The 15,356-nt window shown below is 38.1% G+C and carries 12 protein-coding genes; all 12 read right to left on the bottom strand.

All coding sequences use genetic code 11. The features are described from left to right. Position 1 precedes the first annotated feature (1 nt). Positions 2 to 1,342, bottom strand: a complete 1,341-nt coding sequence (locus tag ACYVIL_RS10360; protein ID WP_460312413.1) for a UDP-glucose dehydrogenase family protein — start codon at positions 1,340 to 1,342, stop codon at positions 2 to 4. A gap of 169 nt (positions 1,343 to 1,511) precedes the next feature. Next, positions 1,512 to 2,378: a glycosyltransferase family 2 protein gene (locus ACYVIL_RS10355; protein ID WP_460312412.1), complete on the bottom strand. Its 867-nt coding sequence runs from the start codon at positions 2,376 to 2,378 to the stop codon at positions 1,512 to 1,514. Then, positions 2,375 to 3,271, bottom strand: coding sequence for a glycosyltransferase (locus tag ACYVIL_RS10350; protein WP_460312411.1), 897 nt, complete (start codon positions 3,269 to 3,271; stop codon positions 2,375 to 2,377). Before ACYVIL_RS10350 ends, ACYVIL_RS10355 begins: the two co-directional genes overlap by 4 nt. Before the next feature lie 136 nt (positions 3,272 to 3,407). Continuing rightward, entirely contained in the window at positions 3,408 to 4,646 is a 1,239-nt protein-coding gene (locus tag ACYVIL_RS10345) for a glycosyltransferase 61 family protein (RefSeq protein ID WP_460312410.1), read from the bottom strand. Between the two features lie 14 nt (positions 4,647 to 4,660). Further along, a complete protein-coding gene (locus tag ACYVIL_RS10340) occupies positions 4,661 to 6,337 on the bottom strand; it encodes a glycosyltransferase family 2 protein (RefSeq protein ID WP_460312409.1) in 1,677 nt (558 codons plus the stop codon). A gap of 125 nt (positions 6,338 to 6,462) precedes the next feature. Then, complete coding sequence (locus ACYVIL_RS10335) at positions 6,463 to 7,557, bottom strand: hypothetical protein (protein ID WP_460312408.1); 1,095 nt, start codon at positions 7,555 to 7,557, stop codon at positions 6,463 to 6,465. A gap of 184 nt (positions 7,558 to 7,741) precedes the next feature. Then, positions 7,742 to 8,896 (bottom strand): polysaccharide pyruvyl transferase family protein, encoded by a 1,155-nt coding sequence (locus ACYVIL_RS10330; protein ID WP_460312407.1) that lies wholly within the window; start codon positions 8,894 to 8,896, stop codon positions 7,742 to 7,744. Positions 8,897 to 9,009: 113 nt separating this feature from the next. Further along, positions 9,010 to 10,065 carry a hypothetical protein gene (locus ACYVIL_RS10325; protein ID WP_460312406.1) on the bottom strand — a complete coding sequence of 352 codons (1,056 nt, stop codon included), beginning with the start codon at positions 10,063 to 10,065 and terminating at the stop codon, positions 9,010 to 9,012. Positions 10,066 to 10,094: 29 nt separating this feature from the next. Further along, entirely contained in the window at positions 10,095 to 10,493 is a 399-nt protein-coding gene (locus ACYVIL_RS10320) for an adenylyltransferase/cytidyltransferase family protein (protein WP_216048062.1), read from the bottom strand. A 15-nt stretch (positions 10,494 to 10,508) separates the two neighbouring features. Then, positions 10,509 to 11,795, bottom strand: coding sequence for a discoidin domain-containing protein (locus ACYVIL_RS10315; protein ID WP_460312405.1), 1,287 nt, complete (start codon positions 11,793 to 11,795; stop codon positions 10,509 to 10,511). A gap of 25 nt (positions 11,796 to 11,820) precedes the next feature. Next, the gene (locus tag ACYVIL_RS10310; protein ID WP_460312404.1) at positions 11,821 to 13,758 is read right to left on the bottom strand and encodes a LicD family protein; all 1,938 of its coding nucleotides are present in this window, start codon (positions 13,756 to 13,758) and stop codon (positions 11,821 to 11,823) included. Between the two features lie 797 nt (positions 13,759 to 14,555). Beyond that, positions 14,556 to 15,242, bottom strand: a complete 687-nt coding sequence (locus ACYVIL_RS10305; RefSeq protein WP_460312403.1) for a hypothetical protein — start codon at positions 15,240 to 15,242, stop codon at positions 14,556 to 14,558. Between the last annotated feature and the right edge of the window lie 114 nt (positions 15,243 to 15,356).

The raw sequence follows: 15,356 nt of genomic DNA, 5'->3' as shown, positions 1-15,356 counted from the left end.
ATTAACGTTCCTTTATTGATAATCCACGACCTATAGCATAGTAATGCAATCCGTATTCCTGCATTAGCTTAGGTTCAAATAAATTTCGTCCATCGAATAATAATGGCTCAGTTAGCGACTGTTTTAATAATTCAAAATCAGGTGCTCTAAATGCCTGCCACTCGGTGCAGATAACTAAGAAGTCAGCACCTTTAAGGGCCGCTTCTTTGGTGCCAGTTAGGCTCAGATCGTCTCGTACACCGTAAATACGCTGAGTCTCTTCCATGGCCTCAGGGTCGTAGGCCTGTACCCTAGCGCCAGCTTCCCATAAATGCTCCATTAAAACGCGGCTGGATGCTTCGCGCATGTCATCTGTATTAGGTTTAAATGACAATCCCCAAATAGCCGCAGTCTTGCCTTTCAAGTCATTATTGAAATGCCCAGAGATATACTCGAACAGCTTTTCTTTCTGTTTGTAGTTTACGGCTTCCACAGACTCAAGAATTTTAGCTGTGTAACCCGCCTCAGTTGCACTACGAGCGAGCGCTTGCACATCTTTGGGGAAACAAGAGCCGCCATAACCACAACCAGGATAAATAAACTGGTAACCAATTCGTGGGTCAGAACCAATACCTAGTCTTACATTTTCAATGTCAGCACCGAAAACTTCGGCTAAATTCGCCATTTCATTCATAAAACTGATTTTAGTTGCCAACATACAGTTCGCTGCATATTTAGTTAATTCAGCACTGCGGATATCCATAACAATAATTTTGTCATGGTTGCGGTTAAATGGTGCATAAAGCTCTCTTAGCTTTTTCTCTGCACCAACACTGTCAGTACCGATAATAATACGGTCAGGTCGCATGCAATCATTAACGGCAGCGCCTTCTTTTAAAAACTCAGGGTTAGAAACCACATCGAAGGTAATTGATTTACCAAGTGACTCTTGTACCTCAGCGATTTTAGCCCTGACTTTATCCGCAGTTCCCACCGGAACCGTAGATTTGTTGATCACAATTTTATGCTGATCCATCGCTTCAGATATGGTTTTAGCCACAGCTAGCACGTATTTAAGATCGGCAGAACCATCTTCATCAGGCGGCGTACCTACAGCAATAAAAATCACATCGCCGTGCTTCACTCCCGCCTCTGCATCGGTGGTGAATTTCACCCTACCGGCATCAAAATTAGATTTAACTAAAGGTGTTAAACCGGGTTCATAAATAGGAATAATTCCTTTCTCAAGGTTGTCGACTTTGCTTTGGTCAACATCAACACAAACAACTTGATGCCCAACTTCAGCTAATACAGCTGCTTGTACTAACCCCACATAACCAATACCAAATACGGTTACCTTCATTATCTTTAGTTCCTTTAATCAATTAGCTGTATTTCTGTCAGCAATTATCGTGCAAATATTTTAAACTACGAATGTTGTGATTCATATTACAAACGGCAGTTAGTGTATAACTTCAAAATTAAAAAATATAGGTAGAAAATAGCGAGTAAAGAACTTTACTCAGAAGGTATTACCAGTTGTCGGAAAATGCGCCATCTTTTTTACAAATTCCGTCCCATAAACCGCACAACATAAATTTCAGGCGTTCTAATTTACGATCTTGTAATAAACTATTGGCAAAAAAACGAATGGGTAACACACATAAATTGCGAGTTTTCCAATATTTAGGCACATAGCCTCTGCGTGATAACAGCAAAATATTGCGAAACTGATAATATAATCTTACGGGGCTGCCTACTTTATAAGTAATCCCAGCAAATTTGCTGCGGGAGTCGCCCAGGCGGTGGATCATCTCAACTTTGTCGGCAATCGCCACCATTAAGTTCTGTTGTTTCGCCCGCCAGCACCACTCGTGATCGACCCCATCAATAAACAAGCTTTCATCTTTATAACCAATGGCTTCCAATTGAGACAAATCAATCATCATGCCCGAGGATATAATTTGGGTCACACAGACAATCTCGTCATACACCAAAACTTCCCGCTGCACCCTGGGTTTAACGGTTTTTTCAGAAAATGAACAAATAATACGTGGGCCAATGGCAACAACAGGTCGCTTTTCCACCTTAGATGCCACCAGCAACGAAGACAGTCTAAAAGCGAAGTCTTCATCTATAGTGCTGTCTTGGTCCAGCAACATGCCATACTCACAGCCAGCGGCACGCAGATCTCGCAGGCCCACATTATGGGCTGCAGCAATACCAATATTATTAGGAAAGTGATGATAATGCAGATTGGTTTTATCGAAAAGTAACTCGGTGGCAACCGGGGAATTATCCACAATGGAAACCACATCAACTTGTTTTAAAACCGTTTCAAGAAGATCTTGGGTGATCCCCATATCCGGTTTATATAAAATGACTGTCGCGCCTATCACTCGTGTCTAACCCGCTTATTCAAAAGATAACGGTCTATTTTATACGCTAATTTTACAATTTTGGAAGGCATGAGCCGTAAAAAGAGTACCGCACAAGCGTAAACTATATTGCCTAAACTGTAGCGCTTTAATACTTTCATGGCATAAAAACGGGCTTTAAACTCATTAATCGACTTACTCAAACCACGGCGCTTATAAAAATCATTTACTCGCCGAAATTCCAGCAAAGGCTCCACAAGATTAGCAAATTTGTATCCTGCAGCACATAACTCTATCCACAGAAAGTAATCTTGGGTGTTTTGCAGATCTTCACTGTATCGGTGGCCAGCTTTAAACACATCCATTCTAACCACCACAGTAGGATGATTAATGGCGCAACGCTTGGGTAAAATACGAAATATATCACCATGGTTTTTAGGCAGTTTACGCTTTCCTACCTTTTTACCATGCTCGTTTATCTCAACCAGAGAGGTTCCTAACACCTGTGTATTTTTATGTGTTTTTAGAAAATTAATTTGTTTCTCAAAGCGACGAGAAAGGGATATGTCATCGGCATCCATTCTAAAAAAGAACTTTACCGAAGGCAGGTTTTCAATGGTCCAGTCAATAACGTAATTCATGCAGGCACTCAAGCCCACGTTAGCTGCAGACTTCATCAGTTGCACATTATTGCGTTCGACACTCAATTTTGAAAGGTAGTTGAACACATCTTCTTTAACCTCACCGTCTAACACCAAGACTAGCTGAAAGTGCTGGTAACTTTGAGAAAGAACGGACTCCACCGATTGCACCACCCAATCCAGCTGATCTTCAATGTAAACACCCATGCCGACTATAGAATCAACCGGGTCAACCAAATTGATTCGGGTTACTGGGGTAAATTGATTATTCAAATGAGGTTACAACCTGTTTAATGTGGCATAAATTTACGGATATATCGTGACCGCGCAGTATACCAAAAAAAATAGTCATTTCATCAGTGTTTGTGCCAAGCGATGTACAAATAAACAATCAGGCAATAAAAATACGCTATTCCGCAAATAGTTTTTTTAATTGTTTATTAAACGACCGCATTGCATCCTGCTTTGTTTGTTCATTTTCTGACTGCAAACTCTGATAATGATCCCGATACAGTTCAATATCTTTGATAGCAATATCGATAAACTCTTCTACGTTAAATAATGACGTATCAAGGGCCAGCTCCGATGAGAAAAACTCAACCAAGGGTTCAGGGTCTAACATACTAATTGCTGAACCGTGGGCTGCACGACTGCTTTTTTTCGGAAAAAACAATGAGGGTAATGTGGTTACTTGGGTAAAAAATGAGAATGATTTTACACGAGGCTGCAAGATAGAAGTATATACTCCTGCACACATAGGGCGACGGCCAAGAACATAGATCTTTGCTTTAAGCTCACTTAATAACTCCAAAATATGCAATCCTCCACCTTCAGCAAATACAATCTCTGTTGCGCTTTTATATATTTCAAGCTGCTCAAGTAATGGATGCTCTTGGGGATAAAATATTTGATAACCTTGTTTTTCAAAATAGTTTTCTAAGTAACTTTCCCCCGCATAAGAACCACGAAACTTAAAGTGGATTCTACTGACATAAATTTTTTTAACCCCTTCTCTTGTCCCTTGTATATTGTTTCGACGCTCACAACGTTTAAGAAACGCCAGATAAGCACAGCCAACCGAAGTTTTAGAACGAAAAAAGCTGGCCTGCTCAGGTACGATTAATTGACTAAACGTCGACGGGGTGAATAGGTATTTTATTTTTTTCTCTGGGATCCCCAAATAGCTTAGGGTTTGTAAAAAAATAGAAGGCAATTTATATTTGAATTGCCGCACCCATGGAAACTTATTGGGTGTTTGGGGAAGCAAAATGAGTTTTTTAACCGACTCACCAAGCCCTTGTGTCACATATTCATAGCCCCACGCTCGATGAATGCACTCCGCCAAAAAGTGCCCAAAATTATTGAACACTGGACCTAAATAGAGATATTGCCCAGCATTTTTGCGGTTTCCAATATCAATAGATTCAAGCAAAGTATCATTTGTAACATGATCAAGCTCTTGGCTATTTTGAAAAACAGTCTTTCCTCTATATTGTCCTGTAAAATCTGGTTTATTTGGATGCAGAACACCGCCAATCACCCTACCAGGATTACTGCCGGGCGCCATGGGAACTACCTGCGCATTTTCTAACACACATATCCTTGCAGAAGGAGCGATTTCAATTGCTGACTTTATCGTTTTTTTCAATTTACCTTTTTCACCTATTCTTTAAGTGAAAAATTTTCACGTTTGAGCGTTAAGTTTGGGTTGTAGGCAGGATCATGCTCAATGTATGCTTTCCAAGTATCTTGTAGATAAACTAGTTCACTTTCAAATCTAGCTCTTTTTTGAGCAGTATCATCAAGTCCTCGAGATATTGATTCGTGATGATAAAGCTCGGCTTCTGCACAATAGAGGTTTCGCCGGCCTAAGGATAAAATTCGCAAACAAAAATCAACATCATTGAAGGCGACAGTTAGATCTGTTTCATTTAGTCCATTTACAGCCAAGTAGTCTGACTTTTTAACTAATAAACAAGCTGCTGTCACTGCGCTGAAATTGTGGGAAGCAATTAAGCGATTTAAATAACCTGGATGATAACGAGGAAAATATTTGTGAGCATGACCTGCACCGCCCCCGTATCCCATCACAACACCAGCGTGCTGAATACGATTATCTGGATAGAGCAATTTAGCCCCCACGCAACCGATATCTTCTCGTAAAACATGACCAACCATAAAATCAAGCCAGTCGGAAGTAATAACCTCTATATCATTATTGACTAACCCAACCACACTGCCATTGGCGTGTTCTACTGCAAAATTATTAATCGCCGAATAGTTAAAATCAAAAGGATATTTTAGCACTCGTACTTTTGCCTCATTTTGATCTAAGTGTTCAAAATAAGCCAATGCATCCGCATCGTCAGAATTATTATCTACTAATAATATCTCGTAGTTACAATAATTTGTTTTTGAAATAATTGATTCAATACAGTTTTTTACCAATTCCTTGGCATTTTTAGTCGGCACGATAAGAGAAACCAATGGCTCACCTGGAGTGTCCCATTTAACCTGAGCAACCCCGCTATTTTCCCGATTGTTAGATGTAAATTTGGAGTAATTTAAACTTAATAACTCCCGTTCCCAATTAGAGGAATTTTTTAAACTCTTATGCACTAAACTAAATGGAATGTGAAGGATAGGTACTGAGGAGCTTTTCAGATAAACATCAACTAACCAAATCGCCAATAATGAAGAAGAAGTGTTTTCGTTAACGAATTGGCAGAAGTTATCGATGATATTTTCACCTACCAGCATTACCCCCGTATTCACGTACCCTGTGGCTAACTGCAAATCAGGATTCCAGTCAGGATAAAGTTCTGCGGAGTGTCTATCTTTTGAACTATCAAAATGATCTACATCACAATAGAGAATCTTATTCTCAGATAAGTCAGCAAGGTAGCTTTGCATGAGTGGGATAGCTTGAGAGTGCAGAAAATCTCCGCCCGATATGATAAAAAGAGGTACTGCTGCCTCTTCGTCAACTTTTTGTCTAAGGTCGCAAATATCTTTATCCGAAGGCAAATTCACCCCATTTAGACACTGTTCAACCGCCTTGGAACTCCCTGACACATATACCTTACGAATACTTGGGCTAATCATCAACGCCTCAATAGACGCTTTGTCATAGTTAAACTGCCCGGTTAATAAAAGCAGACAATTTACTTGTGCATAATCACTATATTTTTTCAGCCTTTTGGCAATTTCAGTGTTTTGCTTTTTAATGGTTTTAACATATAGTTTTTGTAACTTTTGAGGAGAAGGAAAACCATAAAATAAGCCTGATTTTTGCAGGTTATTACTGTAAAGATTAAACAACCAGATATTTTTTCGCATAGTCTTTCTAATTTCAGCAGGAAATAAACCTACAAAAAACTTAATTACGCGCATTAGCTGTTTTCGATGCTTAATATTCAATTACATTCTTCTTCTAATTTAAAGTCTTCAATGAGTGATAGACTTTATTTGATCTTACTTTTTAACGAATTTATTGCTTTTTTAATTCGAAAGCGAAATTGATAAAATCTATGCATATATTTGTATTTTGATGCACATGAGTTCACAAACAATAAGCGATAATTTTTATCTTCTGACACTTTCGAACTTTCTATTTTTTTTGTCAGTAAATAATAATCGACCTTCAATATATTTTGTAAATAGTCGCAAACCGATAAGAAATCAGTTTCATTTAATCCTTGCTCAAAAAACGGTTTGGGGTCGGGTGATTTCATGTCTGCAACTAATACTTGAAGACAGCTTGCATTTAAATCTCGCGCGAAACCTTCAATAATGGAGGAGTAATAAATACTATCTTCAACATATTTTGTGGATGGAATAAGGGAGTAATGGCTTGTTCCCCCTGTATAGCCCTGCAGTGCTCGGTCTACTAACACTTGATAATCGTGCAGTTCAAACTGGTTAAACCATCTTTTAAATTCCAATGCTTCAAACTGATAAGAACTATTCACCATGGGTAATGTAGCTCTCACATCTACCCCTAACACTGAAAGCAAATCTGAAACAATGTTGCCATTTTTGAAATATTTATCACCATATACCCGCAAATATAAATCATCAGCTTTAAACTGTGTAATAAATTCAACAAACCTATCCATGTAAGGCAGGCGTTTGCTTCTATCGACATTTATTGTTTGAATTTGAAAGTGTCGTTTAACAGATTGGTTATACGTCGACTCCTTAATTTCCATGGGGTTTCTTATGTATGCAATAAAGTTCGCATCTGGAATCGCCCGTTTAAGCTCCTCCATTCTTCTGAAAAAGAATTCTGATGATAAAAGCAAAGTTGTAAAATCACTTTTGTAGAATCCATCCAACAATTTAGAAAGGTTATCGGTGTTTAAACTTAATTGTTTATTTGCGTTAACGTCATAGATAGACCTGACGTTTCCGGAGCTAACGCCATTGGAATCAACATTGTGAGAAGGGTAAAAAATTCCGTTTTCTTTTAAAAAATCTTGATTACTATTCAGCCACTTTTGAACTGCTGAAGTACCCGTTTTAGGGGGACCAACATGTATGTAAACGTTTTTTATCAATTCAACATCCTGATAATGACTCATTCAAGCATAAAACATTTGGAAAAGAGAGTTATGCTCAGAGCTTTTAATCTATAGCAAAATACTTGATACAGAGGCGAAACCGCGAGATGCGGCATTTTAGCTTGTAATGGGAGGGAAAAAAAGTAGAGAACGATTATAGGTTAATTTAAATTCACGTGAATTAGCCGAGCCATGATTTTTCTTTTCCTTTACTTAAGGCTTTAAGTCCTTCACTTGCATTTAGACCAGTATCATTGATCAGTTTTTTATATTTTAAACTTAGCTTATGTCTAGATTTGTCATACAAAGCACCATCAAAATTTACATTCTCAATAACCGTTTCTAAAGTAGTCGCACGCGTGACTTTGTCAAGTGAATAGGTAGGCAAAGCCATGATATCTGCTAATTCTTGCGTCCTAGAATCGTGAGGCATAAATACACTAGGCGTGCCGGCTTGTAACGCAAGCATATTTCCGTGAAGCCTAGTTCCAATCGATAGATCAAATTGATGCAGCTGATACATCCATTCATTTACATCAAAGTAGGATACAAACTGATTACTCACTATTTTTTTGAAGTAGGAAAGCGAAACTGAGGGTGCTAAAAGGTTATGTACTCGTCTCGTCAATTGCGTATCGATATGTTTAGTGTCTCTGTGGGAAAGTTTCAAAAGATCGAGGGGCGCTTGGTTAACAATTTCAGTATTGCGCCCCATTGTCCAATTAAACATGACACGAACTTTTTCAGCAAGTTTTTGGGTAATATCTATATTAAGCACTAATTTTTCAACATCAGTCATTGTTGAAAACTTTTGTGTTATATCCTGCCCCAGTGTTTTCGAAGGGTTAGTGAAATTTGACGGACAGCCTAATACTTCAACATTAGTAACATTGTTTTCGTTTAACACCTGAGCGGTGTAATCGCCTCTTACGCCTATTTTAACCGCGCGTTCAGATATCACTTTTAAAAAGCGCTTGGTTCCAGCATTAAAACTTAACTTTTTGCTCATATCAGAAGCTTGAGCCCCTAAACCACAAATTAATAGAGGCGTATCGGCTTTATCAATTAAATCAGCTAACCCCCCCATATCCCAATCAGGATTGAGTTGATTTGCAGCAGGAAAAACCAGCACATCATAGTCATTCTTAACTTTTTTGGGGTCGAAAGACCATCCGAAATAATCTTTAGGATCAGCGATATGTTGACTCATTGCATACCAAAATGCCAGATTGCCGGTATTTAACCCCACTTCTTTAAATAGACTTTCTACTGGTTTATTAAAACTATTTTCAATAAAGCCGGGACGTCCAATAAAGGCCACTTTTTTATGTTTCATACTCAGACAACTGTTATTTTGAGAATAGTTGAGAGAGTAAGTAGATTAGATGAACTTTAAATTACAAAAATATGACATTTAAATTACTAACAGACATCAGACAGCCTGACTATTTAGCCAAATAATGAAACTAACCGTCTTAAAAACGACGATTTTAATTTCTGCTGTTCAAGTAAAAGTGTAATAATTTCAACATGTTGAATATCTGAACTTGAATGGTGCTTTAGTCGTTCACAAATGTCATCAAACACCTGGGGGTGATGCTCAATAAAATACTGACATATTTCTTTAACATTGCACCGACTTATATTTTGTTCATGATATGGCTTAGATTGGCGATTTTTTAAAAAAGAAATAAGCGCTTTACCATTTACGACCTTGTATTGATGAACAAAGTCTCTTGTATTATCCAGAGATTGTTTTTGATAACGGTTAAATAGCGATTCAGGTAAAAGAGAAAATTGCTTATCCCCTCCATCGTAGGCTTGTAAAGCTTGGTCGATTGCCCCATCAATTTCTTCTAAGTTGAATTGATTAAGCCACCTCTTGAACTCCAACGCATCAAATGTATATGAACTATTGGTATTGCTTTTCGACGATTTTAGAGAGGGCAGATTAACAGCTGAGCAAAAATCCTCAATCAAATCGTAGTCATGGCTAGACAAATAAGCACGTAATATAAATCGCTTTCTTCCAAGTTTTTCAACGGCTTCTGTCAACAAGTTTAAGGTAGTCAGATGAAGGTTTTTGCCAAATTCTACTGGTGTTGTGCGCATATGCCTTTTGACAGACTGATTATACGACGATTCAAAGGTTTCCAAAGGGCAGCGAATATAAGCAATTAATTTCGCATTTGGAATAAGCTCTGCAATTTCATTAGTTAAATAAAAAAAATACTCGGAACTAAGTAAAAGGGTGTGAGCTTCCGACAATTTAAATCGCTCTAAAAGGTCAGAAACCTTACTTTGACTAACGGTCCATTTACCATCTTGGTCCAAATCAAGAATAGACGTTAGGTTTCCAGAACTTATGCCATTAGGGCCAATTTCATGCTCTGGATAATCTACCCCATGTTGTAATAATAGATCGCGATTATTACTGAGAGCTTTTTGCACAGCCGAAGTGCCGCTTTTGGGCGGGCCAATATGGATAAGTATTGTCTTATTCATTAATGATAACTGACTCAAAAAACCAATGGCTATTCAGCGCTTGAACTAATAACTTCAATGATTTCGGTGGTGGATATGGAAGGCGTCCTAGGTAAATAGACCACTTCACAAATGTCTTTCAAATGATCGAACTTTCCTTCCCAGTCATCCCCCATCACCAAAACATCGGCTTTATAATACTGAATATATTCCGCTTTCTTCTCAAGAGACTCTTCGGGAAAACACAGGTTTACATAGCGAAGACTGTTTATAATCTTCATTCTATCGTTTTGGTTATATACAGGATTTCTTCCTTTCTTCGAAAAGTTAAGTTTATCTGTAGACACACCAACGATTAAACAATCTCCATGCATAGAAGCGCGTTGAAGAAGATTAATGTGCCCAACATGAAACACATCAAAAGTACCAAAAGTTATTACTGTTCTCATTAATTCTCTAATCAATTAAAAATAAAGAAACGCAAAATCTTGTTTCGCTTTGCCCCAATTAAACGTCCAAAGTGGATCTGGGTTACGCCAGTTATCACCGTAGTTTAACACTAATAAGGGTTCAGGGTTCTGTGGAAAATACAAAATATTGCCGTTAATACCTTGTTTACTCAAAGGCAATACGGCGTCAATAGGAACTTCTTTTCTTCCTATTGGATTCATGCTGCACTTACCTTCTTCGGTGAACCCTGTAAAGATATCTAAGTTTAATCCGCCTGGCGTGGTACACCAATAATGTGCAATACCAGAAGGGGAAAGTCTGCAACCTTTTTCCGTTAAAAATGCAACAAGCCTTTTTCTTTCTTCAAGTATAGCCTGCTCGCCCTGTTCTTTACTAATATAACAAATATCGACATCATCATCGTGACCAATTAATTTGCCATCACGCACTAAACCTAAAAGCGTCCCAGAAGACACAAAAGCCGGTACGCCAAACTCTTCATTTAACCACTTTAGTAGTATTGAAAGCTCGCGAAAAACTTTGTTTTTTTCCGCATCCGTTTTTAAATCAAAGGTCTTCATAAAACCATGAGGTCCAAAAGCAACCCCTTTACTTTTTACTAACTGATTAATTAGTCTATGAAAAGATAAGGCTTTTTCATCTTGTTCTAGGTTTTTTAGTTTTTTCAAATACGCTGCCGGAGGGCCTGGGTTCAATATTCCGGCATGGAGTAGTGCTTGCTCAAATTCTGACAAACTACCGTCTTTATAGGTTTTTATAAAACCCCAGTTATCATGAACTAAGTGCCAATGTCTTAGATCTCTTGACGTTTCCACTTTCAAGCTCAAAGCTCGAGTAAAAAATTCTCCTTCCCTGTTATAGACAACGATTTTAGCTAAATTGCGGATTGAACCTAAGTCTATTACTAACCAAGGATTGTGTTCACGTTTGGTATGAAATCCAGCGCCACCATTCTTTTTGCCATTTATAGCACCTTGGCCATTATATTTTTCTTCATCATTGTAAGTAGAACTAATAATTGTATTTTTATTTGGTGCTACGTTGCGGCCAGCTTGATTAAAGATTTCTATTGCATCTAGGTGAAATGAAGACTCAACCTGCAAGCTTAAGCGAATGAAACGCGCTTTGTTGCTGGTCTCAATAACAAGTGGATCGTTGCTCTTAACCCCTTTAAATTCTCTAAGCGGATTGTTAGCTAAATAACTACTCACCTCGTTGAGAATCTTTTGTTCATCCTCAACTGGCGTATCAGATGACGTTGCTTTTTTTCTAAAAAACATATGTTTCCTGCTTTAAATTACGGATCTACAACTCAAATGTAGGATCCGGAGTTACCCACCCTTTGCCATAGCGATCCTCAAGAAACGCTTCTATCTTAGCTGGTGCGTAAAATTCATGACCACAAAACTCCAATGTAGAAATGGGCTCCAATAAACTGCGTTTCACTTCCCGAGTTTGGTAACCTTCCATGTGTGTCCATACAAGATTTGGCTTGTCAGGGATTCGATAAATCATAAACAAATCCATATCGAAGTCTTCGAAATAACAATGCAAGTTTAAACTAGTCGGTGTGGGTGGGCGACATGGCACTCCCAACTGTCGCAAGGTTTCTGCCCATTGCTTAGTAGCATCTAGATAATCAGTATCGGCGGGTAAATCAACTATAACTGCCAAATCAATATCATCATCATGGGGAAGAAAGTCTCCATCTCGATGAATACCTAGCAAAGTTCCGTAGCACGGAAAAGCTTGTAGGTTGAGATTTTCATCTAAGAAGTTCGTGAAGCGTTTCATCCTATCCGCCAAAAACGCAGAATCGATGTGTTCAAAAGGTATAGTTAATCCATGACGAGTGTAAATTACCGGTGGCAAAAAACTAGCGCTGTTTCCCCCCCGCTCAACGCCCTCGTAAAACGACGGCAACAAATCTCTATTGGCTCTTAAAAGAGGCTTCACTGTACGAGCCTGACTCATACGATAAGTTGCCAAAAAATGCCCTAATTGTTCAACAAACACATGGTCCCAAGTTTCACCTAACAGCCACTCTTGAGCCGTTAGTAATGCAAGTCTTGCTGCAAAACGTTCAAACGTAGATTCAATGGTTTGCCAGGTTTTATTATCCGCAGATACTTGAATTTGACGCTGAACAAATGCGTCTCCACTATAAAAATCATCACACCATAGTTCTACTTTTTTAATATCCCCTTTCGATTCAACAGGAATATTAAATATGTGTGGATGCTGAAGCGTCCAAATACACTTATTATTTTGAAAATGCGCTTCCATAAAATCAGGATCATGTTCTTCTAATAAAGTGGAAGTGCTACCGTCAAGTCTAACTTTTAGGGTTACAGGACGCATTAGCTTGCGTCGGTATCCTATTACCCTAAGGTACTTCGCATCTGCAGGTACAGTGACAACTAACGCTTTATCAAGTTCGTTAGGTAAATCAGGCGTGTCACTTTCGATTAAGGTTTGACACTTTTGTAAACAAGTTAACAATGACGCGCGCTTCTCGGCGTCAATAGTGTTATCCGTTAAATATTCAACAAACTTTTGCTCGATTTCAGTTGCTTGATTTTTTAAACCTTTCGAATTAAGAAAATCCGTACATTTTTCCAGTAATGGCAATCCCCAATCGTAAAACGCCTGCTTAGCGCCTTTCTTAATGACATTACCTGCCTGAAAAACTATTTTATCTTTTTCATTTAGACAAGAGAGCAGCATACTTTTAGACCGAACACCCCACTTGTCTTTACGATTGTAAAACTCAATGAAAGCCACATGATGAACTTTATCGAATTTAACTATCCACCACGGTTTAATCTCTCGTTTTGAATGAACAGAAACCGAATTAGCACCATCCCCTAACATTGCCTGAGTTGGATCGGGGAGCACCTTAGAGACACTACTCATTTGGCATTCATAATCGCTAGTAACTTTATACAGCTTATTGTTGTCATCCCTGGCCCAAATAGCTATATGGTTAAAGTTTAGAACTTCGTTATACTCCGCAATTAATGATAGTCGAACAGCTTTAACTGGCATCTCTACATGAAACCTATGGGCCGCAACATTTCTAAATGGACCATAAACAAAGCCTGGAAGGCCACTTTTTAGCAATAAGGCATCTTTGCTCTGTTTAACGGAATAGAGATCCGAAAAAGACATTAATTTTGAATTTTTTTGAGCTTTGAACTTATCTCGACCTAATCGAATACGCCTGGAAAGTCCTTTTTTCAATCTGCTTATCATTGGGGATGAAATTTACACTTATTTTAAAAACGGGCTAGTATACCGAAATGTCATATAACTGCCATAAATATGCAACATTTATATGCAACTTAGTATTTAAATTGTGTGTAAATACCCGAAAATTGTATGGTTGTGCATGTCGAACTTTATCAACCAATAAAAAGTAATGAAAAAATTTAAACTCTTATCCTTTAGGAATGCTGGAATTAAGCCAATTTCACACTTAACTTTTACCGATGGGTTATACGCTTAAGGGGAAAGCATAGCTGGATCTCTATAAATTGCTGGACATTCCCCACCTTGGTTCATGACTAAGCTTCTCGTCAAAGGTCCCATGACTGCGTGATATTTAGCCTTTTTACTTATTTGTAGTGCCTGCTCCGTTCCAAATGAGCCAGCCCCTCATACAATTCAATTATTCTGGACACGGAATATAATTGAGCCTACCGCAATATAAGTTGGCTTTTTAAGAAGTTCCTTATCTGGATCAGGCGCAACTCTTACCAGTTATGTTTCTTTACCCTTAAGCGTGCTAAATAGTCATGGTGCAAGTAGATCTCCAAAATTAGATGCCTGCAACCAATAAGTAAGAGGAACGTACTCCCGTTAAAAAGCGACTTAAACAATTTAAAAACCTAACAAATGAGTTAACCGCTAAAATCACCATTTGAGAAATAGAATTTAAAGTAGTGGAGCGTTCTGGCCACTTGTAGCCGATAATATAAGACAAAATAATATCGGCTGTTGGAATTGAAAGAACGAAACTTAACTTAGAAGGTTTAAAATTAACTCACTAGATTTTTTATCAAATACGCTGAAAAGTTTAATATTTGTTTTTCTGACAATTTAGGAATATTTTTTAGTTGCTCTTCAGATGGCATCTCAGTAAAAAGCAGCCCATCCTCTCTCCCCAAAAACTCTCGAGCTATACCACTGTTCCCCTCGTTAAACCCATCTAAAAAACTACTCGCCTCACTAAAATCAAAAAAGACCGCTTTTTCGCGCTCATTATCACTTCTTTCTTTGTCATACTGAGATAAAGTTGCAGCTATTTTTTTATTAATTGTTGGTGGTAACTTTTTTGCATTCAACAATCGTTTAAATTCCATTGTATCAGAGCAATACGATTCATTAATTTGATTTACTAGCGGTTCAAACTTTTCATTCCACTTTAATCCAATAGTGTGAACAAAATCCTTAAGTAAATCGCCTTCAATTAACTGCGAACGCTCAACCACTCTGACCCTAATATCATTTGTCAGTGCTTTCCACTTTGTACACTGCTTGTAAAGGTCAAAATTGTAGTGACTATCTTCGTTTATAGTACCACTGAAGGTACCTTGCTTAACCATCTGACTATAAACAGATTGCTTCAGTAAGTCTTGCCGCCTTAAATAAATAATTATGACTAGCTGAGTGTTTGAGGGCAGTAATGACGTAATCATTGGATAATTAACTTGGGCTATTTGCATTCTAGGGTTGGAATTCAACCCTAGATAACAATTATTACATAGCTGAAACTAATCATCGTTTGGTTGGAATCTCTGCGAATTAGCACTAATAAACAACCTGTATATTGGTTGGAA

The organism is Aliiglaciecola aliphaticivorans (genome assembly GCF_054782055.1).
This window is presented reverse-complemented; position numbering and strand designations above follow the sequence as displayed.